The organism is Telluribacter humicola (assembly GCF_017355935.1).
Classification (GTDB): Bacteria; Bacteroidota; Bacteroidia; order Cytophagales; family Spirosomataceae; genus Telluribacter; species Telluribacter humicola.
The window spans coordinates 938,714-961,908 of record NZ_JAFIQT010000002.1 but is presented as its reverse complement, the minus strand read 5'-3'; the positions used below and the strand labels follow the sequence as shown (position 1 = coordinate 961,908).

Genomic DNA, 23,195 nt, shown 5'->3' with positions numbered 1-23,195 from the left:
AATACAAACAGGAAGGCCCTACCAACGCATACTTGGCGGGGCCTTCCTGTCTGTATACTACCTTAATTAATAGGTACTATACATTTCACATTAAGAGGAGGTATTTATATCTATAATGACTTTACAATTTGATTCGATCGTCTAATTAGAAAACTTTTGCCAAAGGCTACACCATCAAGAGTACCTAAGCAATCAGCCCCAACAAAAAGGCACCTACCTTAGAATTATTCTGATGCTCCACCCTTTTCTGCTCTAAACCTGTACCCTGCTGAGAAGATTTATTAAATCCGCCTTCCTTATCAAATTGCAAGGCCAGTTCACTTAGGGTAAAAGCGATGGGAGAAGTTCTTGCTCCAAGTCCAAGGATCTGGATTCTTTCAGCTATGAGTCCTAAGGCTCTGAATTCATTCAAGGCTTTGAACAGGTAGTGCTCATCTACCGGTACTATATCCTGCAGATCATCAAGGTACAGTTCCACCTGGCGATTTTCATCCGCTATGTCTATACAATAGCTAAGGACCTGGTCTTTCTGATCAGCAGTAAGGTTATCAGTCATGGTAGCATAGGAAGGTTGACTATTCATTGGACAAACCCGCTCATGTTTACAGATTATCAAAAGGACAACTACCAGAGTATTAGCAAACTTTCACCATTCTTTCAGCCCGCGCTAGTACTATACTGCAAACCTAACACGAATCGTGCCAAAAATTTTAAAACAGGGATTGCAAGAGAAGTTTTTTTATTAACTTTTAACATTAGATAGTTAACTTCACAAAGTAAGAGATTAAGTTCAGGCGATTGTCTTAGATTTTTACCACTACCTTACCTACGGTTTTCCCCTGTTGGAACAGGTGGATTGCTTCGTACATCTGGTTAAAACTAAAGACATGCCCTACGTACTGTGGACGTAGTTGCAGAGCCTGCAGACCATTCAGCAACTCGTGCATCAGATCTGTTTGTTCGTAGAGGTAGATGAGGTTGAACCCCATGAGAGATTTGTTTTGGGTGGGCAGGCGCAGGGGATCAATCTGGGGACGCCGTAGGAACCGCCAGTAGAGCCTGGGGTAATTTGGCCTGGAGCCATGCGTGGTAAAGCTGGCATTACCATAGACGACCATTCGCCCCATGGGAGCCATGGCTTTCCAGCCCTGCATTAGTACTTTTCCACCGATGCATTCCATGATCAGGTTCAGAGGGCGGTCGTTCAGAGCACTCACCAGCTTTTCATAAAAATCATCATCTCTAAGAATGACATCATCGTAGGCTTCTTCCTGACGCAGAAAATCTACTTTCCCCGCCTGACCTACGGTACCTATGGTATAGGCATCGTACTTTTTGCAGATCCGATTAGCCAGTATACCTACTCCACCGGCCGCGCTATGGATCAGCACGGTCATGCCTTTCTTAAGATTACCAAGTTCGGTAAGGGCATAGTAGGCAGTAAGCCCCTGAACCAGAAACCCGGCCCCTTCTTCGAAGCTCCACCCTTCCGGCAGGCCTATGACGTAGCGATGGTGACTATTGATGTGCGAAACGTAGCCGCCGAACTTTGTAGCTCCCATGACTCTGTCACCTACCTTCCACTCCTGTACATGGGCCCCAACGGCAGTGATCACTCCGGCAAACTCCAAACCCGGGATGAAAGAGCCTTGGGGAGTAGCACTATAGAGCCCTTGCATGGCAAAGATGTCGGCGAAGTTAAGGCCGATGGCCTCCACCTGCACACACACTTCATCGACAGCGGGCGGCCCAAGCTCTTCCCGGACCAGCTTCAAGTTCTGGATCGATCCGGCTTTGGGCATTCGGTAAACCTGTCGTTCTAACATAGTTTATTTAGTTACCTGTCAATATACCATCACATGATAAAGTACATCGAACCAGCTAACTACTCCAGCCGGTGAACGGATCAGAGTGGCTTTCCTTAAAGTACAATACCGTCTGGGGCCTTTCTTTTTATTGGAAAGTTTGCCTCTCCCCATTGCTCTTTCAGGTTAGTCTCTATGGTCAGGCTTAGGGCAGTTAATGGCACATCTTCAATTCGGTTTTCGAAAGGATCTTCAGAGCGCTCTCCGATAAGGTCCAGGCACAGAAAGACGAATGAGATAATAACCGACAGGGGTATACTGGCCCAGCGAAGCTCCTCTACAAATACAAAAGGTAAAAGTGAGGCATGTATAAATACAAAAACCCGGGAGAAAAAGCTATACTGCCGAAGAAACGGAGTGTTCTTGATCCGCTCGCAGCGCCCCTGTATGTTGTTAAACTCTATGAGCGTCTGCTCCAGCCTGACAAACCGAAAGTCTGACAACCAGCCCTGCTCATACGCCATTCTCATGTCTTTGCCTTGTTGTTCGAGCAGGTAGTTAGGGGGATTATTCTTATGCGAGAATATCTCATATTCCTCCGGTGTAAGAAAAGCTATGGTATCTGAGTATTCATTAGGCTCTTCGTAAATCTCCTCCTGCCACTGCTTATTATAAGTATGTTTCTTACGGAGGAATACCCGCAAAGCGTGTACAAAGGCTATATGACGTTTGACCATGCGGTACTGTAGCTCTCTGGCTTCGTGAGCCTGCTGAAGATTCTCGGGAATGATCATAATGATCACTTCACGTGCCCAGGCCCGGCTGTAGTTGACCAGAAGCCCCCATATTTGTCGCGCTTCCCACCACCTGTCGTAGGCATTGCTGGTTTTGAATCCAAGGAAGATAGCCAGTGCTGTACTTAGTGCCGTGATGGCTGTAAATGAAAGATGTAATCGCCATACTTCGAAATAATCGTGGAGTAAATAAACCAGTACAGCAAGGATTATATAATAGGTCAGGCTTTTCCAGGTATAATGGAGTATCACGCTCCATTTCAGATTTCTACTTACAATCATACTCAATTAGTGAACAATACTGCTTCTAAACCAGCTCTTCCAGGTATTGTTCAAGTCAGCTTCCACACAAGTTACATGTTCCTGATTTTATCTAGTCTTTTCATCCGTCTATACCACGAATGAATCCTTTTGCCACTATTACCTGGCACATGTAAAAGGCCCTAAATAGCTTTGGAGCTATTATTGCAGTATCAGATTCAAAATAGTGTTATCCTCTTAGAAGCAAAATGACCCGTCGTAGTTTACTGTTGCCCTCTATTCTGTTGTCACTCGTTTTATGCTTTTCGTCCTGTACCTGTGAAGATGTGTACCTGGGGGAAATCAAACTCAATAGTCAGCTTGATGCCTTTGTACCTGCTACCAGCGGTGAGAATACCTGGGTGCAGTGGAAAGGGAAAGTAGGGAGTATGGGCTACACCGTCAATCAGGATACTTATTTGGAAACAGTACCCATAGGCGGAACTGGCAAGATCAAACTACACGGAAAAGGAGCTGTCAGTTCTTGTGTGGAGTACTACCGGGCCGAAAACCGGATGATAGGTGCTTATTCGGGCGCTAGTGCGCTGCCATTTACAATCAGTATCCTTCAGACGAAGAATTACAACCCGGAACGGTACCTGAAAGATTATAAAAATGGAGACCTGGATGATGTAGTCCACTACACCATCGCCTACATCACGGAGTTTCCAAAAACGATAACGCGGGGCATGCTGCATTACGACGCTTACAAAGCCCAACGTACCTTTGCTTTTTCTTTGCATCCGGAGCGCCTTATCAACAAGCCACAGGATGTAAAGCAGGAAGTAGTACGGAACGTCACGCTGAATGGCAAGGTCCACGATACCTTATACCATGTATACCTCACTTCTGAAAAATTTCTTTCAGAGGAAGAGCAGGAGCTTAATGCACAACACCCTATCAGCTACATCAAAGGTATCTACCTCAAAGAAGGAGTAGGACTAGTGCAGGCATACACTCAGAATGGGGAAAAGATTGATTTCAGCCCCATATAAGTAAGTATATAATAGTTCCCAAGCCATACATCGCCAGGCTCATATAAAATGGTCACTAAGGATCAGGCATGTGCCGTAAGGTGGCCATGCAAAAGATCAGAACCAGCTATAAAGATCAATTAATTTTTAGCGTAAGTAGCATGCATCTCCGAGAGGAGTTTTTGGCGTCCGTTATCCTGCATCCCGCCAAACATGCGTAGGATCTGCAATCCCAGAAAAACAACCAAAGCTAATAAGAAGCACTGAAGCATTGGAAGACGTCTTCCATTTGTAAACATCTTGTAGAAAATAGTCATAGTAAGGGAGGGTTATTTTTATGTAAGTATATGAAAGACAGTCAATACTTGCAATACCTCCTCTTATGTTTCCTATTAAATTTCTATTTACTAATTTCCGCAAAATCCTTTATAAAATTGTTCTTTAGAAAGGTGCACATTAACCCCTTTATCTCTATGCTTTAGGGGCAGAATAGAGTTAACCACTGATTGTCTGACCAATAGAAGTTGTAACTGATTTGCTCCTCCTATCTTGTGCAGGCATCGGAACAAATCGGCTATATGAATATTTTAAGTTAAAGTTTGTTAATTCAAGGTTAACAAATTATGAATTTTATCAACTAAGTCATACCCGCTACTGAACCAATTATTGGCTCTTTTTTACTACCCGTTGGGTCAGAACAACCTCCCTCCTGTTGCTTTTGGCCCCTATATACTTAGAAAATGCAGCGGATAAATGCCTATAAACTACTGACCCAACAACTCCTCGTATGGTTGTAATAGCTACAAAATTTTATTTAGTCATCCCATCCTCTAAGTACCATTCCAATTCACATCCCCTAAAAATTTTTCCCTCTACCCCTCCGAAGGTTCAACTAGTTGAATTATGCAATATTTAATCAGCATCACATAACGCAATAAAATCGTTATAAAGATACTTATATTTAAGTAATAGCATATACTTCTCTACTTGTTCTAACTACTTACTTCATCAACTTCAACATGGCTTCTGCATAGCGACGACCTAACTCTCGGGCCGATGGCGAATCAAAATGGGTATCGTCGCCCTTATGTGTCAGTCCGGCGGAGCTAATACTGGCGGTGTTACTTACCTTCTGTGGTAGTGCTTCCAGGGCCTGATTGACAACGGCCGCGGAGGGTGATTTCTGTACAAAAAAATCGGCCAGTGTACCTACTACTACCGGTACATTGGGGGCATTAAGCTCCTGCCGAAGTCGCTTGATCAGATCAACCAGCTTGGCCGCGTAGGCTTCGGCTTTTTCGGGACTACTGTCTGCCTCTCCCTGGTGCCAGATGATGCCTTTCAGGCGTCCGTTTTTCAGAGCAGCCTTTGCCCGGACCAGAACTTCATCGTAGGGGTACGAACTGGTCTGATCGTGAAAGCCTCCTTTTACCCAAGCATCAATGGATGATCCACCCACCGCACAAGGTATCAGCCCAATGTTACGGTTGGGATAGGCTTCGGCTATCCTCTTCCCAAAAGCAAAGCCCGGCCCCACTCCCACTACATTAGGCTTATCAAAGTGCATCGGTTCGGTAGCCGGTACCCATTCTTCCTTTTTGTTCAGCATCCACACGCGGGCATGCGGCGTCCGGTCCTCCGTTTCTACGGCTCCCCTACCCGCCATATTGGACTGCCCGACCAGGAGGTACAGGTCCAGGTTACGGGGCTTTTGGGCCAGCGCCACTCCTCCTACATATTGACTTATCAAAACACAACTAATCAGTAACTGCAGGTACTTTCTCATGGGTATTATGGATGATTTAGATTCGACAAATTATGATCACTACACCTATAAAGGCAGCTGCCGCCCAAAACTATGGGTATTAGGTCACTACTACTAGTAGCAGAATTCTTTTTTACATTTGCGCTTTACTATTCTAGTAGTGAAATTGACTCTATCGTAAGATGAATAAAGAAATACGTACGGTTGTAGTTGCCTCCCAAAATCCGGTAAAGGTGGATGCGGCACTGTCAGGTTTCCAGAGAATGTTTCCGGATGTAGAGTTGGAGGCAGTACCTGTATCGGTTCCCTCCGGTGTAGCTGATCAGCCTATGAGTGACGAAGAAACTTTACTAGGAGCTCAAAATCGGGTACTGAATGCTTATCAAGCCTACCCTGACGCCGACTACTGGATTGGTATTGAGGGAGGCGTAGAAACCAGGGGTGACGAACTGGCAGCTTTTGCCTGGATCGTAGTACGCTCACAGACAATGGTCGGTAAAGCCCGATCCGGTCTATTTTTTCTGCCTCCGGCCGTGGCGGCTCTGGTGAAGCAGGGCGTTGAACTGGGCGAAGCCGATGACCAAGTATTTGGGCATACCAACTCCAAGCATAAAGGAGGAGCCATTGGTCTGCTGACGGATAATGTGGTAGACCGCAAGCAGCTTTATGAGCAGGCTGTGCTGCTATCACTGGTTTCATTTAAGAACCAGGAGCTCTACTCCGTAGCACAGGTACACTAGTCTAGCCTCCATTTATCAGATCTAGATCACCTTAAGCACGCAGGGCGCCTGTACATAGGCGCCCTGCGTCAATATATGGTATTGTCTATTACCAGATACGGATACGATCTTCCGGCTTGATATATAGTTTATCTCCAGGCTTTACATCAAAGGCCTTGTACCAAGCATCCATATTCACAGGAGCACCGATGGTACGGTACTCACCAGGTGAGTGAGGATCGGTGATGATGAGCTGAGCCGCAGTTTCAGGGCGGATATTCATACGCCATACCTGTGCCCAGGCCAGGAAGAAACGCTGGTCAGGCGTAAAGCCATCGATTAGTTCGTTGGACTGTCCCTGCTTAGTCATCTTGAAGGCTTCGTAGGCAGCGTTCAGACCACCCAGGTCACCGATGTTTTCACCGAGTGTCAGTTTACCATTTACATGAATAGTATCCAGTACGGTATAGGCATCAAACTGCCTGGCCAGTGAGTTGGCTCTTTCTTTGAAGCGGGTCAAGTCCTCAGGAGTCCACCAGTTGCGGAGGGTACCATCCTTGTCGTACTGACTACCTGAGTCGTCAAATCCGTGTGATATCTCGTGACCGATCACCGCTCCGATACCACCGTAGTTTACAGCGTCGTCGGCGTTAGGGTCAAAGAAAGGGAACTGCAGGATACCGGCGGGGAACACGATCTCGTTCATTACCGGGCTGTAGTAAGCATTCACGGTTGGAGGTGTCATGCCCCACTTCGTACGATCCACAGGCTTGCCTAGCTGGCTTACCATATCGTCGTACGACCACTTGCCCGAGTTACGTACATTCTCAAAAAAGGTGTTACGGTTAATGGCCAAACCTTTGTAGTCTTTCCACTTATCAGGATAACCCACCTTAGGCTTGAAGGCATGTAGTTTAGCCAGTGCTTTTTCCTTGGTCTCGTCGCTCATCCATTCCAGGCCCTTAATACGTATCTCGTACGCCTTTACCAGGTTGCTGATCATCTCGTTCATACGAGCCTTGGCCTCAGGCTTGAAGTACTTCTTCACGTACAGTTGTCCCAATAGCTCACCGATAGCGTTGTCAGTGAGTGAGGACATGCGCTGCCAGCGGGGAGTCTGTACCTTCTGTCCGGATAGGGTTTGCGTAAAGGCAAAGTTAGCATCCACAAAAGCAGAGCTCAGGTAAGGAGCGGCTGATTTGAGGACGTTCCACTGCAGGTAGGTCTGCCAGTCAGCAATAGGGGTGCTGGTAAGCAGGCTGTTGAGTTCGGTGAAGAACTTAGGGTTACTGACCAGGATAGTATCCTGACCTGTCACCTTCATCTTAGCCATCAACGGCTTCCAGTCGATGTTTGGAGTCGTCTTGCTAAGTTCGGCAACGGCAAATTTGTTGTACGTCTTATAAGGATCACGCATCTCTACCCGGCTCATCTGAGCTTCAGCCAGTTTTTTCTCCAGGCTGAAGATCGTCTCGGCATTCTTCTCAGCGGTAGCTTGAGGTACCCCTGTCAGAGTAAAGAGCTTTGTAATGTACGTTTTATATGCTTCCTGGATCTTTTTGCTGCGCGCGTCGTCTTTCAGGTAGTAATCGCGGTCGGGAAGCGTGGTTCCGCCCTGACTTAGCTGGGGGATCATGTTCTCGACATTCTTACGATCCTGTCCCACATAAAAACCGAACATAGGAGAGGCAGTACCCGATGTCTTAAGTAAGGCTACTTCGTTGAGTACCGCTTTCAGATCTTTGACAGAACCTGCTCTTTTCAGATCTGCTTTAATTGGTGTATAACCCAGCTTCTCGATGGTAGCACTGTCCATACCCGAAGCATAAAAATCACCTACGCGCTTTTCTAAAGAACCAGGTGCCGCGTTCTTGTTTTCGGCTGATTCATTCAGGATCGTTTTAACGGCGTTGATGTTAAAGTCGCGCAGTACGTTAAAGCTTCCCCAGCGGGTCTCCTTAGCAGGAATAGGATTGTTTTTGAGCCAGACGCCATTGGCGTACTGGTAGAAGTCATCACCCGGCTTAACGGTAAGGTCCATATTGGCTTTGTCGATGAAGGGGGTCTTGGGATTAGCTTCCTGCTGGGCTGCCGCCTCAAGGGAGACTACAGTAGCCGCACCCAATAGCATAAGTCGGAACGGAGAATTCCACTCAGACCTGCTCTTTGTTTGATTTTGTGTAGGCATAAATCGTTAACTAAATGTTTTGATTCAGTAGAAATAACCCGAATTAAATTATTTCAAGTTCCGAAGTTAAGAAGATTTAGTCAAATTGTTGTTTCACTTATTATTAGACCAGGAACTACCTGGTACAGGAGCATCTGATAGCAATAGGCATGGATGATAAGAAAGCGCAATTCCAGTTTTTTGGTAGCCTGAATGACTTCCTCAGTGCGTCAAAGAAAAACGGCTGGATAGCCTATACCTACCACGAAAAGCCCGCGATAAAAGATGCCATAGAAGCCATCGGGGTACCTCATCCAGAGGTGGATGTTATACTGGTCAATGGTACTCCCGCACAACTACTCGATCCTTTACAGCCGGATGCCGAAATAGAGGTGTATCCATTACACCACACCACTACCTGGCCATCAGGGTACTCACTACGTACGGCCATCCCTACTCCGCCTGCTTTCGTACTGGATGTACACCTGGGTCGACTGGTCAAGCTACTACGGATGCTCGGGCTTGATACCCTCTACGAGAATGACTACACCGACGCCGCTATTGCCCAGATCGCTCAGGAGCAGGAGCGCATCATACTGACCCGTGATATAGGGCTGCTCAAGCACCGGTCGGTCAGGTGGGGGTACTGGTTACGATCACAACAGGCAGATGAACAACTCCTGGAAGTGATCCGGTACTTTGACCTAAAACCCTACTTTAAGCCCTTCTGCCGGTGCCTGGCTTGTAATGGATTACTTCGGGAAGTACCCAAAGAAACAGTGTTAAAAAAGCTACCACCTAAAACAAGGCTCCATTTTGAGGAATTCTTTCAGTGCCAGACCTGCCAGAGGGTCTACTGGAAGGGCTCTCATTATGAACGGATGGTGGCATTTGTAAACAAAATAGAGGAGTGAGAACAGCAAGTCCAGACTATTGAAATTTATATATAACATACTAGCTATCAATTATTTACCCGTAACAAAACAAAGAACTATACACTCTCAGGAGGTGTTAATAGTATATGCACACCTTCAATCCATCGACCATCTTATACACCCCTGACGCCCTTAACGAGCGCGGCAATGATATACTCCTCAACCATGAGGATGTTATACAGCAGGAGATCAAACAGCACAACCGCCTACCTCAGCTAGAGGGGAATCATTATCAGATCAAATCCAATGTACTGGTACTGGGTCGACTGAAAACGATGACCATCCGCGAGAGCGGACGCAGCTCTGACTTCATCGCGCCCAGCCTCGCCAACGGCTGCCTGGGTGCCTGTGCCTACTGCTACGTAGACCGTAACAAAAACGTCAACCCAATTACGCTATTTACTAATACCGAGGAGATCCTGGCGGCGGTGGATCGTCACGTACAGCAACAGCCCTGGTCTAAGGTACCTACTCAAACGCACAACCAGTACTACACCTACGACATTGGCTGTAACTCGGATATATCGGTAGACGCTACGCTGGGTGACTCGGTCGAGACGGCCATACGCTTTTACCGGCAGCACCCAAAGGCGTTCGCCACCTTCGCCACAAAGTTTGTGAATCCGGAGCTACTTACTTACGATCCGCAGCGTAAGACCCGCATCCGGTTTAGCCTGCTCCCGCATAAGGTGAGCAAACTAGTAGACGTACGGACCGATAGCATGGAGAAACGGCTGGCGGCGATCAATGACTTTTACGAGGCGGGGTACGAGGTACACGTCAACTTCTCTCCCGTTATCGTGTATCAGGGCTGGCTACAGGATTACCGTGAGCTGTTTGAGCAGTTGAACGAGACGGTACACCCGAAGGTCAAGGAGCAGATGAGTTGCGAAGTGATATTTGTGACACATAACCAGGCCCAGCACGAGACGAATCTTTCTATAAACCCCAAGGCTGAGCAACTGATCTGGGCGCCGCAGGTACAGGAGACGAAGGTAAGTCAGTTTGGTGGAGTCAATGTCCGGTACAAACATCAGTTGAAGGCTCTGTGGATAGAAGAATTTCGGGCACTCCAGCAGGAAGTAATCCCCTGGTGCGAGATCAGGTATATATTTTAGTATCAAAGGAGGAAAGCAGGAAAGGTTAGAAAGGAGAAAAGTAGTTAGATATTAAACAAAACTTTCCATTGCGTATCAACCGCCCTTCCTGCTACTCTACCTTTCATCCGCAACATTCAGTCATAGAAGAAAGTGAGAAAATAAATAAAAGGCTATCGCGCAGAAAGGGTTCTGCGCGATAGCCTACAAATCGACATTCTGCATTCGACAATCGAAAGTACTTTCCTTCGCGCGGCGGCCGCCCTTCCTCCTCTAATCCTCTCCTTCTTACACCCCCTACTTTACCTTATTGAAGTACCGCTGCATGAATACCAGCTGGTAGATGACGGCATTGTTCCAGTAGGCCCAGTTGTGTGCACCGGGGCGGGTGAAGTAGTCATGGGGCAGGTTACGTTCGAGCATTTTCTGGTGCAGGTTTTCATTTACCCTATAAAAGAAGTCCTCGGTACCGCAATCGATGATCAACGCCAGCGAATTAGCGGTTATCAGGTGCAGCATGTTAATGACCGTGTTCTGCTCCCAACGCTCAGGTTGCTCCGCGTATGTACCTAGTTTGGAGGCCATATCCCAGTTCTTGGGGAAGGGTCTGATGTCCACTCCTCCGCTCATACTACCGGCCGCCCCGAATACATCCTGGTGGCGCATGGCCAGGTACAAGGCTCCATGTCCGCCCATACTGAGTCCGGTAATACCCCGACCCGATCGGTCTTTAACGGTTTTGTACTTGCTGTCCACCCACTTTACCAACTCATTGGCTACATAAGTTTCATATTTAGACTTAGAGTCAGCGGGACTATCCCAGTACCAGCTATTGTAGTTGCCATCCGGACAAACGATGATCATCTGGTACTGATCGGCGGCTTCCAGAATGGACGGAGCCTTCTTGACCCAGTCGGCGTAGTTGCCGCTGTAGCCATGCAGCAGGTACAAGACCGGAAACTCCTTGCCCGACGAAGCGTAGTTGGAGGGAGTCATTACCACCGCTTTGATGGTCTTGTTCATGGAGGAGCTGTACGTCTCGACGGTATCAATCTTTGCCGCCTGTACAGAATTGATTAGTATTAAAAGAAAAAGGGAAGTAACAAAGGTTTGTAAACGGGACATTGTCATTGAGTTAATAGGTAGTAGTAGTTAGGTGTTAGTTTGAGTACAGAATAACTGATATTTTATATTATATATTCTTTATTCTTTCACTGGTACAAGCAGTTCAAAACCGACGGTTACCGCAGGACCATTTCTATCAATTCCAGCTCCTCCGGTTCAAAATGGAGGTTTTCCAAACACTGTAAAGAGTCTTGCAGCTGTTCGGTACGGCTTGCTCCTATCAATACGGAGGTAATACGAGGGTCTTTGAGTACCCACGACAGGGCCATCTGTGCCAGCGTTTGTCCACGCTCCTGCGCCAGGCTATTAAGCTGCTTTACTTTCCGGACTTTCTCCTCCGTTACCTGATCCCTGCGCAGGTAGCCGGTCTCTTTGGCCGCCCGAGAGTCAGCCGGGATACCTTCCAGGTACTTGCTGGTCAGCATGCCCTGAGCCAGCGGTGAAAATGGGATACAGCCTACGCCCTCTTTTTCCAGTAGGTCCAGCAGTCCGTCTTCCACCCACCGCTCAAACAGGGAGTACCTGGGCTGGTGAATTAGGCAGGGCGTCCCGAGCTCTTTAAGGATCGAGACGGCCTTAGCGGCTTCCAAAGGTTTGTAGTTGGAGATCCCCACGTAGAGGGCTTTTCCCTGACGCACGATCAGGTCCAGCGCCGCCATGGTTTCTTCCAGTGGTGTATCAGCATCAGGACGGTGGTGGTAGAAGATATCCACGTACTCCAGCCCCATTCGCTTCAGGCTCTGGTCCAGGCTAGACATCAGGTACTTCTTGGAGCCCCAGTCTCCGTAAGGCCCCGGCCACATGTGGTAGCCGGCTTTGGTGGAGATAATGAGCTCGTGACGATAGGGTGCAAAATCTTTCTTTAACAGGTGCCCGAAGTTTTCCTCGGCCGAGCCCGGAGGTGGTCCATAATTATTGGCCAGGTCGAAGTGGGTAATACCCCGGTCAAACGCCAGTCGCAGGATAGCCCGGTAGTTCTCAAATTGATCCACCCCGCCGAAGTTATGCCACAGCCCCAGCGACACGGCCGGTAGTTTGAGACCGCTTCTGCCACAGCGACGGTACTCCATCTGTTGATACCGTTCGGGATCAGGCTGATAAGTCATAGATCAGAAGACGCAGTTGGATGCAAAGAGAGTTTTGACGTGTTTTCCTCCTGTACAAAGTAAGGTATAGCCTTCCATTACTCAGGTAGAAAAATTAAAAATTTGGCCCAGGTACTTCCCACAAAAACCACAGGTATTCTTACGTACTTGAGGAGCTTTTTCCTCTGCCAACTTAGTATAGTCATAGTTTGTAACCGCTCATTAAAGTCAAACCACAACTATATGTTCCACTGATTATCAACCCATTATATACCTATCATTATACTAACTCCCTATCAGGCACTATTTTTTATATACAAAACATCATAACCAACTATTTTAGTTAAACCATGAAAAATAAGTTTATGAAGTGGGCTGGAGTGGCTCTGGTAGGGCTGTTCCTCTCGATCGGAAATGCTAACGCACAGTTAGCAGTAGGTGTTCAGGGTGGTGTATTCAAATCAACCGCTGATAATGCGAAAAGCTATCCAGGCGGTGGTATTAACTTTAAGTACTTCGTGAATGACAATGTGGCCCTTGGTGTTGCGGGGCGTATTTATTCCGAAAGACTTAACTATGACTTCTCAGGTGGGCCCACCAGGTTTGTCAACAACATCACTCCGGTAACACTTACTGCCGACTTCCTGCTGACCGATGGGTTTGTAAGACCTTATCTGGGAGCCGACGCGGGTGTATACTTCCAGAACTTCCGGGTCAATCAAAACGAGAATCAGCTGATCAAAACGAGTGCTTCTAACTTTGGATTAGCTCCTCGTGGCGGTATACTGTTTGACTTTGGACGGGTAGGTCTGAATGCGGAGTTTGCCTACCATGCCATTTTTGGCAACCAGAACAACAGCCTGCGTGTATCGGATGCCGGAGTTAACATTGACCATGTCAACAATTTCTGGGGTGCCAATGTCGGACTTGTTTTTGAACTGGGCCGTTAATAGACTTATTTGATGAGCAATAGCTGATATTGCTACAAACCATATAATAAAATTGAACTTTGGGAAGAAGTTCAGTCTCTAAATTCCCCGACTTTGTGAAGAGTCGGGGAATTTTTTTCTCTAGGTCCTAATCCCCATGTTACTGATTCTCATCCAAGTAACTCATTCTACCACTTCAATAGCCTAAAGGTAAGTTCTTAAGAATCAACTTTATGTACTATTACGTTAAATCACGTTTATTAAAGTGCTTTAACACAGCACTTTAACTGGCACCATCTTTTTGCTTTTATGTGTGTATTACCCAACCCATAAATAATTATTTAGTATGAAAAAAAACATGAAGCGCTGGGCCGGAGCCGCCCTAACGTGCCTGCTCTTATCAGCAGGAAGCGCCTCAGCTCAGTTCTCATTGGGTCTGCAGGGCGGAATTGCCAAATCTAATCTTGAGGATGCTAACAACATCTACGGAGGGGGGATCAACCTACGGGTTTTTCCATCGGAACAGTTTGCAATCGGACTTGCCGCTAAAACATTCACGGATGGCAAGGACTATAATGTAGGCGGTCAAACTCTGAGTCACACCGGTACCCTTATTCCCGTAACGGCCACACTTGATCTATTTCTTTACGATGGTGTAATCCGCCCTTACCTTGGAGGCGACGCCGGGATGTATTTTAGTAAGTACGATACCCGCTTCAACGGAAACCGTATTGCCGAAACCACCCGTCGGAGTCACTTGGGAGCGGCTCCACGTGCCGGGATTATTTTCTCGACCGGCAATGTGGGCATTCAGCTTGAAGGGATTTACCACATTGTTTTCGGAAACAAGAACAACAGTGCGCAGGTCGGCACAGCTGACAACGTAGATTTTGAATCTACCTCTAAGTTTTATGGTGTGAATCTTGGCCTGGTATTTGGACTGGGCAAGAAGAAATAAACATTGAACGGTGCGCTATTTTATAGCAGGTATTCCGGTATAAAGCACAGCCCCTCGCTGTGCTTTATCTTTTGGTACTATCTTTACCCCGGCTTGGCCCATAGCAAAGCCTTAACAAAGTACCTCACTAGTCTATCGCTTGAAGCAAGCCGCACTTTTTCCTGAACAGATCCTCCAGTGGCTGAGGTCATGGCCCGTCACGGTGGAAGGGTTCACCCACCCGCAGAGCCCCTTCCAGTTCATCAGGATAAAGAAGGAAGGCAGAGTGGAAGTGGTACTTCATCTGGTGGATTTGTTAACCTGGCAACGAGTTTCTTCTGATTTTCCGCCCACACAGTTAACTACTATAAGTCAGGAATTTCGCAATCAGGGTTTAGTCTTTATTCACCTGTGGGAAGATGTGTGGCTTACAAGGCGACCGGTGGTAGAATCACGAATACTGGCACTACTAGGTTTATCAGAACGAATCTCCGCCCGGCTAACCCAGGTACGGCGGATAGATCGGCCTATTACCGAAGCTTTTCTGTCAGAAAATCACACGCAGTCATTCACGATCTCGAAGTACAAGTACGGCTTGTTCCTGCCCCGGCGCTACTACCGGGTCCTGTCCCCCCAGTACCTGGAACAGATGGAATACCAACCCGATGAGCTACTGGTCGCGGTGGCAACGTTCAGCCATCCCCGTACCATCATAAGGGCGGGACAATCGTATCGTTCAGTTGAATTAATACGTTTTGCCAATCTGCTTAATACTACCGTAGTAGGTGGATTAGATAAACTAATAAAGGCCTTCATCAGGGAGCACCAGCCCGACGATATCATGACCTACGCCGATCTGGACTGGTCGGAAGGAGGCAGCTACCAACGACTGGGCTTTGAAGCAGCCGGTGATATCCCTCCCCTGGAGTTCTGGCTGGATACACAATCCATGATTCGTCATTATCCCCATAGGCTCCCTGAAAGCACTCAATCCGGCACAGACGCTGACAAGGGCTATGTGAAAGTATACAACTCGGGCAGTCGTAAGTACATAAAGCTGGTGCGTGAATAGTCCACTACCACATTTTCCATATCTTGCAGCCCTAATCATTTTTCTGCTCTATTGCTACCTTTCATCGTCATACTTGGCCCTACGGCTTCCGGCAAAACGCATCTGGCGGTACAGGTGGCCCAGCGATTGGGGGGTGAAATAATCAGTGCCGACTCGCGGCAGGTATACCGGGGGATGGACATTGGTACGGGCAAGGATTTGGCCGAATACACAACTTCACAGGGTACAGTACCTTACCACCTGATCGATATCGTAGAAGCGGGTGAGAAGTACAATGTACACCGGTTTCAGGAAGATTTTGGGAAGATGCTCAATGAGATTCAACAACGTGGAAATCCAGTCATTGTCTGCGGAGGTACCGGTCTGTACCTCGACGCTATCCTGCGCGGTCACCAGTACACGAGTATACCCATTGATGAGCAGCTTCGCTTGGAGTTAAATGAGCTTACGGACGAAGAACTCAGCGAGCGCTTTCAAAGTACCTCCTCTTCCTACTCCGCCCTGGCCGATACCTCTACCCGTAAGCGCCTCATCCGGGCTATCGAGATAAGTACCTACCTCCGGGTCTATCCGGAACATACGCCTCCTGCCGCATCTGCACAGGTCGAGTACCTGGCTTTTGGACTTAATCCGCCCGTAGATGTACGCCGGGATCGAATCAGTATACGGCTGCGGCATCGCTTGGAGCAGGGGCTGATCGAAGAGGTAGAAGGCCTGTTGCAGCAGGGACTAATAGCGGAGCAACTTATCTACTACGGCCTGGAGTACAAGTACCTGACCGAGTATCTAACAGGTCAGCTTCCCTACGAGCACATGGTACAGCGCCTGGAGACGGAAATTCATCGATTTGCCAAACGTCAGATGACTTTTTTCCGGAAAATGGAGCGCGATGGTATTCCAATCCATTGGCTTCCCTGGGAGGCTGATACCTCCGTACAGGTAGAAGAAATAGTATTCCGATGGCAGGAAGTGCGGAGCCGCTAACCCCAGTATTAATGAAAAAGGTTGACAGCTACCTGTACCCTTACTTATTTTAGCGTATCACTTTATGAACAGAACTAAATTGTACCTGGCTTGAAAAAAAACCTGACTTCTACCCTGCTGCTGCTGATACTGAGTGTTACTGACGCCTATATGCTGGCGCATCCTAACCTTATCGGCCGCCTGGGAATCCTATTTTATAAGCATGATTATCTGAAAACCTTCCCCCGGGCGCTGGCTACTGTGGGTCTGGTGGTGGGTATTTCGCTCTTGATTTGTGAAGTAGTCCGTATCAAAACTGCCCCCCGCCTGGCGGCCTGGTGGTACCTGATGCTGATGGTCCTCGGCATGGCCCTGTTTGCCCATGTGTACGTGACCTTCTCATCATTCTCCTACAGCCTCACCGGCAAGTCATTTATCTACGGAGCCCACCTGCTCCCGATTATTCTGATCGGCCTGTTCACCAAGTACTTTATTACGGCTCTGTTCGAGGCCCGCAAAAATCCGGGTGTATGAAGCGCCTGCTCTTTACGCTATGGCTGGGGGTATATACCATTGCCAGTGCCTCTGCCCAAAGCAGCTATCTGCTACGCCCCGACCGGGTATTCGACGGTGAAGCTACCCATGAGGGATGGGTCGTATGGGTAAAAGGTGAACGTATTGCAGCGGCCGGTTTGCCCGGATCACTACCCGCCGAAGCCCGGCAGGCGCAGGTGATTGACCTAAAAGGTATGACGCTCCTGCCGGGGCTGATCGAAGGGCACTCCCACCTGCTGCTGCACCCCTACAACGAAACCTCCTGGGAGGATCAGGTACTGCGTGAATCCAGAGCCTATAGGGTAGCCCGGGCCTCCAAACACGCCGAATTAACGCTGTTAAATGGATTTACAACCGTAAGAGACCTCGGTACTGAAGGCGCTGACTATGACGACGTAGGGCTTAAACGCGCTATTGATGAAGGAGTTATACCCGGCCCCCGCATGCTGGTCGCTACCCGCGCTCTGATTGCGACAGGTAGCTACGCCCCCAAGGGATTTAGTCCGGATATGGCGGTACCACAGGGAGCCGAAGAGGCCGATGGGCACGATAATCTGATCAAGGCCGTACGTACCCAGGTCGGGAAGGGAGCTGACATCATCAAGGTCTATGCCGACTACCGCTGGGGCCTCAAGGGGGAAGCCCGCCCTACCTTTACCGAGGAGGAGCTCCGCCTGATCGTGGAAGTAGCCAAGAGCAGCGGCCGACCAGTAGTAGCCCACGCCTCTACTGTCGAAGGTATGCGCAGAGCCATCACGGCCGGCGTCGAAACCATCGAACACGGTGATGCCGGTACACCTGAGATTTGGCGGTTGATGAAGGAACGTGACGTAGCCTTCTGCCCGACCCTTGCCGCCGGTGAAGCCATCAGCCAGTACCGGGGCTGGAAGAAGGGCATAGACCCCGAACCGGAGCGCGTCCGGCAGAAGAAGACTACCTTCCGTCAGGCCCTGGAAGCCGGAGTGACTATATGCTTTGGGGGTGATGTAGGTGTGTACGCCCACGGTGACAATGCCCGCGAACTGGAACTCATGGTCGAATATGGCATGACACCTGTTGCGGCTCTGAAGTCAGGGACATCAGTCAATGCCAGCGTCTTTCATCTGGATGAACTGGGGCGGGTAGCGCTGGGGATGCTGGCGGATCTGGTGGCCGTATCCGGTGATCCTACGCAGTCTATTAAGGCCATTCGTAACGTCAGGTTAGTAATGAAAGGAGGCTACCTGTACAAAACTCCCTGATACTAAACTTATTTCCTTTAACTAGCGAATAGGTACTAATAAAGTACAAAAATCATAGAAAGTACAAATATTTTTTCGAATATTGCACAGCAGACCAAACGTGCCCGGTAGTAGGTTATGATTATGAATAGTGGTCTGCGCGGAATAACTCCCTTTGTTATTTCAGCACTATTTCATCTTGGATATATACATTTTCTTCAACATAACCCTAAAAATACAGTTACACTTTAATCCTAATATCCTCATTAACTATATGTCACAGATAGCCGAAGTAACGATTGACGGTCAGAATTACCAATTTCCGGTCATCGAAGGCAGCGAGAGCGAAAAAGCCATAGATATAGCCAAGCTGCGCGATCAAACCGGTTATATAACTATTGATAGTGGTTTTAAAAATACCGGTGCCACCAAAAGCGCCATTACTTTCCTGGATGGAGAAGAAGGTATCCTTCGCTACCGCGGGTACTCCATCGAAGAACTGGCCGAAAAAGCATCATTTCTGGAAGTAGCTTACCTGCTGATCTACGGCGAGCTGCCTACTCAGGAAGAATACCAGAAATTTGAACATGAAGTACGTACGCATACGCTCGTTAACGAAGATATGCGTAAGATCTTCGAAGGGTTCCCGGTCAATGCGCACCCTATGGGCGTACTGTCGTCGCTGGTAAGTGCCATGAGCGCCTTCTACCCCGATACCTATGATTCAACCGCAGAAGATGTTACTGACCTGCACATCATCCGCCTGCTGGCCAAGCTGCCTACCATAGCTACCTGGTCGTACAAAAAATCACAGGGCCACCCTGTCAACTACCCCAACAACAACCTCGACTACTGCTCTAACTTCCTGTCGATGATGTTTGCGCTGCCCGTAGAAAGCTACGAGGTAGATCCGGTAGTTTCGGCGGCTCTGAACAAGCTCCTGATCCTGCACGCTGACCACGAGCAGAACTGCTCTACCTCAACGGTACGTCTGGTAGGATCATCGCAGGCAAATATCTATTCGTCTATTTCGGCGGGTATCAGCGCCCTATGGGGACCTCTGCACGGTGGTGCCAACCAGGAAGTAATTGAGATGCTGGAAGCCATCCGGGCTGACGGTGGCGATACTCAGAAGTACATTAACATGGCAAAGGACAAGTCCAGCGGTTTCCGTCTGTTTGGATTTGGTCACCGTGTGTACAAGAACTTTGATCCCCGTGCCCGCATCATCAAAAAGGCGGCCAACGAGGTACTGACCAAGCTAGGTGTCAATGACCCTGTCCTTGATATTGCCAGACAACTGGAAGCCGCTGCCCTGGAGGACGACTACTTCGTTAGCCGTAAGCTGTACCCCAACGTAGACTTCTACTCAGGTATCATCTACCGCGCACTGGGTATTCCTACCAATATGTTCACGGTGATGTTTGCTATCGGCCGTCTGCCGGGCTGGATCGCTCAGTGGAAAGAAATGCGTACCAACAAGGAGCCTATCGGTCGTCCCCGTCAGGTGTACGTAGGACCTACTCAACGCGAATTCGTAGCAATCGAGAACAGATAACAACTGTACTACTCTAACATAAAGAAGCCCTGCCTCCAATATGGAGGCAGGGCTTCTGCTTTCAGGTACTTAACTTTTAATTATTCGATAATTCAAGCGTGGCGTTATTGACCATATTGAGGTTGCCTTCATTATGTCGAAGGGCTTTAACCTTAACCAGAGAACCATCTATTACTACACTATGTGTAGGATTAATGGTTACGGTATCAGCCAGCTGAGGGATACATCCACACGACCATGTAGTAGGGGTATTCCAACTTCCAGAGGTAATGCTTAGAATATCAAGTGGTGCCCGAACTGGTGTAATATTCGTACTTTCTGATACTGGTGTAGCTCCATTCATCAAAAAAACTTTATTAACAAGAGCGGATTGATTTTTTAGACTTATATCGTCTATATACCAGCCTTCATACCCGTAAAATTCATCCTCTGCAAAAACAAAACGGAGGCGAATTGTTTTATTTCTGAATTTAGACAAGTTAACAAGGGTGTTAGTAAAAGCAGAATAAGTACCTGAAAACGCTTTTCTGCTACCAAGTAAGGGATTATAGTTACTAATATTCGAGTTATACCCATTTTGAATAAAATAAGGTCCTAAATCCTCCCAGGTCTCTCCATTATCAGCTGAAACTTCAACTACTCCACCGTCATACCCACCTTCTATATTAAGTAGGTGCCAGAAAGAAAGCTCTGTATAGCTACCATCTCCCAATGTTAATGCAGGCGATGTAAGCGATGTAGTATTATTGTCGGCTCCTATATTAGGTATAAACCAGCTACCAGGAGTACTTCTTACCTGAACGTCAGAAACACTCCAGACACTACTCCCATAAAGGGTTTGGCTAGTCCAGGGTTCCAGTGTAGAAGCATCCAAATCAACAAGGGTCGTTGAACCAACAGAATTTTCATTTTTTACTTTTAAGACGAAAGTGGCACTCTCACCTGGGTTCAGACTGACGGTACCAAATGATATCGAATGGCTAATTGGATTATAGGTACCACCACTAACATGTTTCCCACCCACCGGTAGACTATCAAAGACTGAATAGTTTGAAATTGGGTTACAACCACAGCTAACTTCAATGGTATATGTTATTTCACCTCCTTCGACAACCGTATCCTTATCAGCCACTTTAGTTATTTTTGCATCAGGAGTATCAAAAGAAGCAGTCTGATCTGTGTAATCATCAGAACTACCCTGGTCAGCATTGATGCCTAAGCCTCTACGGGCAAAAGCCCGCCAGATAGCACAACTATATTTTCCTCCATATAGCAGAGTGTCAGCCTGAAGTATTGCATTTCGACCATCAACAAATCCAGGCATACAGGGTTGCAGCTTAAGCCCCTCGGTCACCAGTTTCATGGCTATTACATTACCCCCCGTTGCGGTGGCATCAGTGATGCTGGGACTAATAGTACCAGTCTGATTAATAATCTCCCAGGTCATATCCCATACCATAGTGGCCCAAATTGAACCTATGAAGTGGGCACTTCCCTCATAGGCCGAAGCTACGCTGGCATAGGTAAAGGGGTTTATACTCATATCTGTAGAGTAAGGATAGTCACGAATGCCATTACCTGTAGTTGGTTCTCCCAATGCATAGGTCCCAATGGGCCGGGATTTAGTACCGTCCGTTACCAGAGTATTGTTCCAGGCTGTGGTTAGCATTAGAGCGTAAAAGTCACTCCAGCCTTCACCCATTTGTTCGGCATTATCCAGACAAGTTACCTGGGCCGGACCTCCCGTAAGGCGATTGGAAATACCGTGTCCATATTCATGAACAATAACACCATTGTCGAGATCACCATCAATTTGAATTGTTGATCCAGCTGGTGGACTAAAGAGATACATCTGCATACGGGGTGTGCTACCATCAGGAGGCGTTGAAAAATTCGCATTGTTCATTCCACTACCATCCTGAGCATCGGCAACAACATAGTCTGCTCCTTCTCCTCCTCTTCCCATATTACTGTTTTGAAAATTTCCGGCTACCTCATCAAAACCATATTGATAAATAATATCATGTATCAGGTTATTCCAGTAGAACAAGTTGGTAATGGCAGCGGCCTGATTAGTAGCAGTCGTTGGGGCAGTATTATGATCAAACTCCTGGTTGAATGTCAAATTGGGTAAGGAAGTAGAAGAAGTCGCAGGTGTACCAAACAGGTTATCCTTGTTTCGGTCTTCCTGAGCGTACACATTATTCCCACGGGTATAATTGTATTCAGTTGTGCCATCATTATGCCAGTTGAGAGTAGTTGCCGGGTTGCCAGCTCCAACCATCTCCCAGGGATTAATTACAATCGAAAAACTATTTCCGCTATGGGACGGACTTTCAAAAGGATAAGACAATACACGATAAGCTGCACTGTTAATGGCAGCAGACCGGGCCGATTTGGTCTGAGTAAATATGTGGCTTCCATCGGCATTATGCATAACACCCGCCGGATGAACTTCTGAAGCCCCCCATTGACAGTAGACTGTTAAATTTACTTTATTAATTATACCACCTGTATGTGCATCTATACGCACCAACCAACTATCCGTTTCTTTGACAGGATGGATTCCTACCTGCCACGCCAGCGTCAGCCCCCGCTCCGCATTCGGAACCCACAAAAGAGTTGCAGGAATTTTGTTAAGAGAAACACCGTTGGCTTCAAAAGTAACCTCATGCCCGTTAGGAGCAGCCTGAACTGGCAATTCGCGAAAGCCGGGCGGTCTGGGAATGTCCAGGTGAGCCATAGCCCGGTTCAGGGCGTCAGCTGCTTTTAGTGAGGCCTGTGGCCTGCCGGCCTTACTTCGGTCAAACCGAAAGAACTCACCCTGTTGCACCACCAGTTTCCCCTCCTTAAATACCAGCGTACGAATGGAATTTAGTACTCGTATGCCCTGATGCTGTTGCTGAATATACACCATGAAGGTACCGCTATTGTTGTTGGGATAAGCATCAGAAATCAGGACATCGTCGGCAGACTGTAGTTGTAGTTGCCTTAAGTTATTTCTTATTAATGTGAGTGCTTCGCTTTTATAATCTTGAGCATTTGCAATTTGATAGATGAGAGAAAATAGAATAAGGAGGTAAAGTTTTTTCATGCACAGTACACAGTTAAGGATTTAATCATAAATATTTTTTGCTAATATATGTGATTAAGCAGTATTTGTTTGTTAGCATTTCAGCAATCATATTAAAAAAT

General features: G+C 47.6%; 19 protein-coding genes. 11 read left to right on the top strand and 8 right to left on the bottom strand.

From position 1 onward, the window contains the following. Positions 1-184: 184 nt before the first annotated feature. The 3 genes from JUB14_RS15205 to JUB14_RS15195 all read right to left on the bottom strand — a co-directional run bounded on the left by JUB14_RS15205 (position 185) and on the right by JUB14_RS15195 (position 2,881). Positions 185-556, bottom strand: a complete 372-nt coding sequence (locus JUB14_RS15205; RefSeq protein ID WP_207507143.1) for a hypothetical protein — start codon at positions 554-556, stop codon at positions 185-187. A gap of 247 nt (positions 557-803) precedes the next feature. Continuing rightward, positions 804-1,826: an alcohol dehydrogenase catalytic domain-containing protein gene (locus JUB14_RS15200; protein ID WP_207507142.1), complete on the bottom strand. Its 1,023-nt coding sequence runs from the start codon at positions 1,824-1,826 to the stop codon at positions 804-806. A gap of 95 nt (positions 1,827-1,921) precedes the next feature. Further along, on the bottom strand, positions 1,922-2,881 hold the full coding sequence (locus JUB14_RS15195; protein ID WP_207507141.1) for a bestrophin family protein: 960 nt from the start codon (positions 2,879-2,881) through the stop codon (positions 1,922-1,924). 227 nt (positions 2,882-3,108) lie between these two features. On the opposite strand from JUB14_RS15195, the gene JUB14_RS15190 reads away from it, so the two are divergent. Continuing rightward, positions 3,109-3,894, top strand: a complete 786-nt coding sequence (locus JUB14_RS15190; protein WP_207507140.1) for a hypothetical protein — start codon at positions 3,109-3,111, stop codon at positions 3,892-3,894. 979 nt (positions 3,895-4,873) lie between these two features. On the opposite strand, the gene JUB14_RS15185 is transcribed toward JUB14_RS15190, so the two are convergent. Next, positions 4,874-5,659: a sialate O-acetylesterase gene (locus JUB14_RS15185; protein ID WP_207507139.1), complete on the bottom strand. Its 786-nt coding sequence runs from the start codon at positions 5,657-5,659 to the stop codon at positions 4,874-4,876. A 161-nt stretch (positions 5,660-5,820) separates the two neighbouring features. Here JUB14_RS15185 and yjjX point away from each other — a divergent pair, with 161 nt between their 5' ends. Further along, complete coding sequence (yjjX, locus tag JUB14_RS15180) at positions 5,821-6,378, top strand: inosine/xanthosine triphosphatase (protein ID WP_207507138.1); 558 nt, start codon at positions 5,821-5,823, stop codon at positions 6,376-6,378. 88 nt (positions 6,379-6,466) lie between these two features. Here yjjX and JUB14_RS15175 read toward each other — a convergent pair whose 3' ends face one another. Further along, complete coding sequence (locus tag JUB14_RS15175) at positions 6,467-8,398, bottom strand: M13 family metallopeptidase (protein WP_229367900.1); 1,932 nt, start codon at positions 8,396-8,398, stop codon at positions 6,467-6,469. 296 nt (positions 8,399-8,694) lie between these two features. Here JUB14_RS15175 and JUB14_RS15170 point away from each other — a divergent pair, with 296 nt between their 5' ends. Both JUB14_RS15170 and JUB14_RS15165 read left to right on the top strand, forming a co-directional pair. Continuing rightward, on the top strand, positions 8,695-9,438 hold the full coding sequence (locus JUB14_RS15170; protein ID WP_207507137.1) for a Mut7-C RNAse domain-containing protein: 744 nt from the start codon (positions 8,695-8,697) through the stop codon (positions 9,436-9,438). 107 nt (positions 9,439-9,545) lie between these two features. Beyond that, on the top strand, positions 9,546-10,577 hold the full coding sequence (locus JUB14_RS15165) for a spore photoproduct lyase family protein (protein ID WP_207507136.1): 1,032 nt from the start codon (positions 9,546-9,548) through the stop codon (positions 10,575-10,577). 276 nt (positions 10,578-10,853) lie between these two features. Here the strand turns inward: JUB14_RS15165 and JUB14_RS15160 are convergent, their stop codons facing one another. Together JUB14_RS15160 and mgrA are read right to left on the bottom strand one after the other, a co-directional pair. Next, entirely contained in the window at positions 10,854-11,681 is an 828-nt protein-coding gene (locus JUB14_RS15160; protein ID WP_207507135.1) for an alpha/beta hydrolase, read from the bottom strand. A gap of 116 nt (positions 11,682-11,797) precedes the next feature. Continuing rightward, positions 11,798-12,787 (bottom strand): L-glyceraldehyde 3-phosphate reductase, encoded by a 990-nt coding sequence (gene mgrA / locus JUB14_RS15155; RefSeq protein WP_207507134.1) that lies wholly within the window; start codon positions 12,785-12,787, stop codon positions 11,798-11,800. Positions 12,788-13,116: 329 nt separating this feature from the next. On the opposite strand from mgrA, the gene JUB14_RS15150 reads away from it, so the two are divergent. The 7 genes from JUB14_RS15150 (at position 13,117) to JUB14_RS15120 (ending at position 20,000) form a co-directional block, all read left to right on the top strand. Continuing rightward, positions 13,117-13,716 (top strand): outer membrane beta-barrel protein, encoded by a 600-nt coding sequence (locus JUB14_RS15150; RefSeq protein WP_207507133.1) that lies wholly within the window; start codon positions 13,117-13,119, stop codon positions 13,714-13,716. A 325-nt stretch (positions 13,717-14,041) separates the two neighbouring features. Beyond that, positions 14,042-14,653: a hypothetical protein gene (locus tag JUB14_RS15145; RefSeq protein WP_229367853.1), complete on the top strand. Its 612-nt coding sequence runs from the start codon at positions 14,042-14,044 to the stop codon at positions 14,651-14,653. Positions 14,654-14,792: 139 nt separating this feature from the next. Then, positions 14,793-15,704, top strand: coding sequence for a hypothetical protein (locus JUB14_RS15140; RefSeq protein ID WP_207507132.1), 912 nt, complete (start codon positions 14,793-14,795; stop codon positions 15,702-15,704). 51 nt (positions 15,705-15,755) lie between these two features. Beyond that, positions 15,756-16,688 carry a tRNA (adenosine(37)-N6)-dimethylallyltransferase MiaA gene (miaA, locus tag JUB14_RS15135; RefSeq protein WP_207507131.1) on the top strand — a complete coding sequence of 311 codons (933 nt, stop codon included), beginning with the start codon at positions 15,756-15,758 and terminating at the stop codon, positions 16,686-16,688. 90 nt (positions 16,689-16,778) lie between these two features. After that, positions 16,779-17,201, top strand: coding sequence for a hypothetical protein (locus JUB14_RS15130; protein ID WP_207507130.1), 423 nt, complete (start codon positions 16,779-16,781; stop codon positions 17,199-17,201). Further along, positions 17,198-18,463 (top strand): metal-dependent hydrolase family protein, encoded by a 1,266-nt coding sequence (locus tag JUB14_RS15125; protein WP_207507129.1) that lies wholly within the window; start codon positions 17,198-17,200, stop codon positions 18,461-18,463. Before JUB14_RS15130 ends, JUB14_RS15125 begins: the two co-directional genes overlap by 4 nt. Positions 18,464-18,716: 253 nt before the next feature. Beyond that, complete coding sequence (locus JUB14_RS15120) at positions 18,717-20,000, top strand: citrate synthase (protein ID WP_207507128.1); 1,284 nt, start codon at positions 18,717-18,719, stop codon at positions 19,998-20,000. A 76-nt stretch (positions 20,001-20,076) separates the two neighbouring features. On the opposite strand, the gene JUB14_RS15115 is transcribed toward JUB14_RS15120, so the two are convergent. Further along, positions 20,077-23,094, bottom strand: coding sequence for a M36 family metallopeptidase (locus tag JUB14_RS15115; RefSeq protein WP_207507127.1), 3,018 nt, complete (start codon positions 23,092-23,094; stop codon positions 20,077-20,079). Positions 23,095-23,195 lie beyond the last annotated feature (101 nt).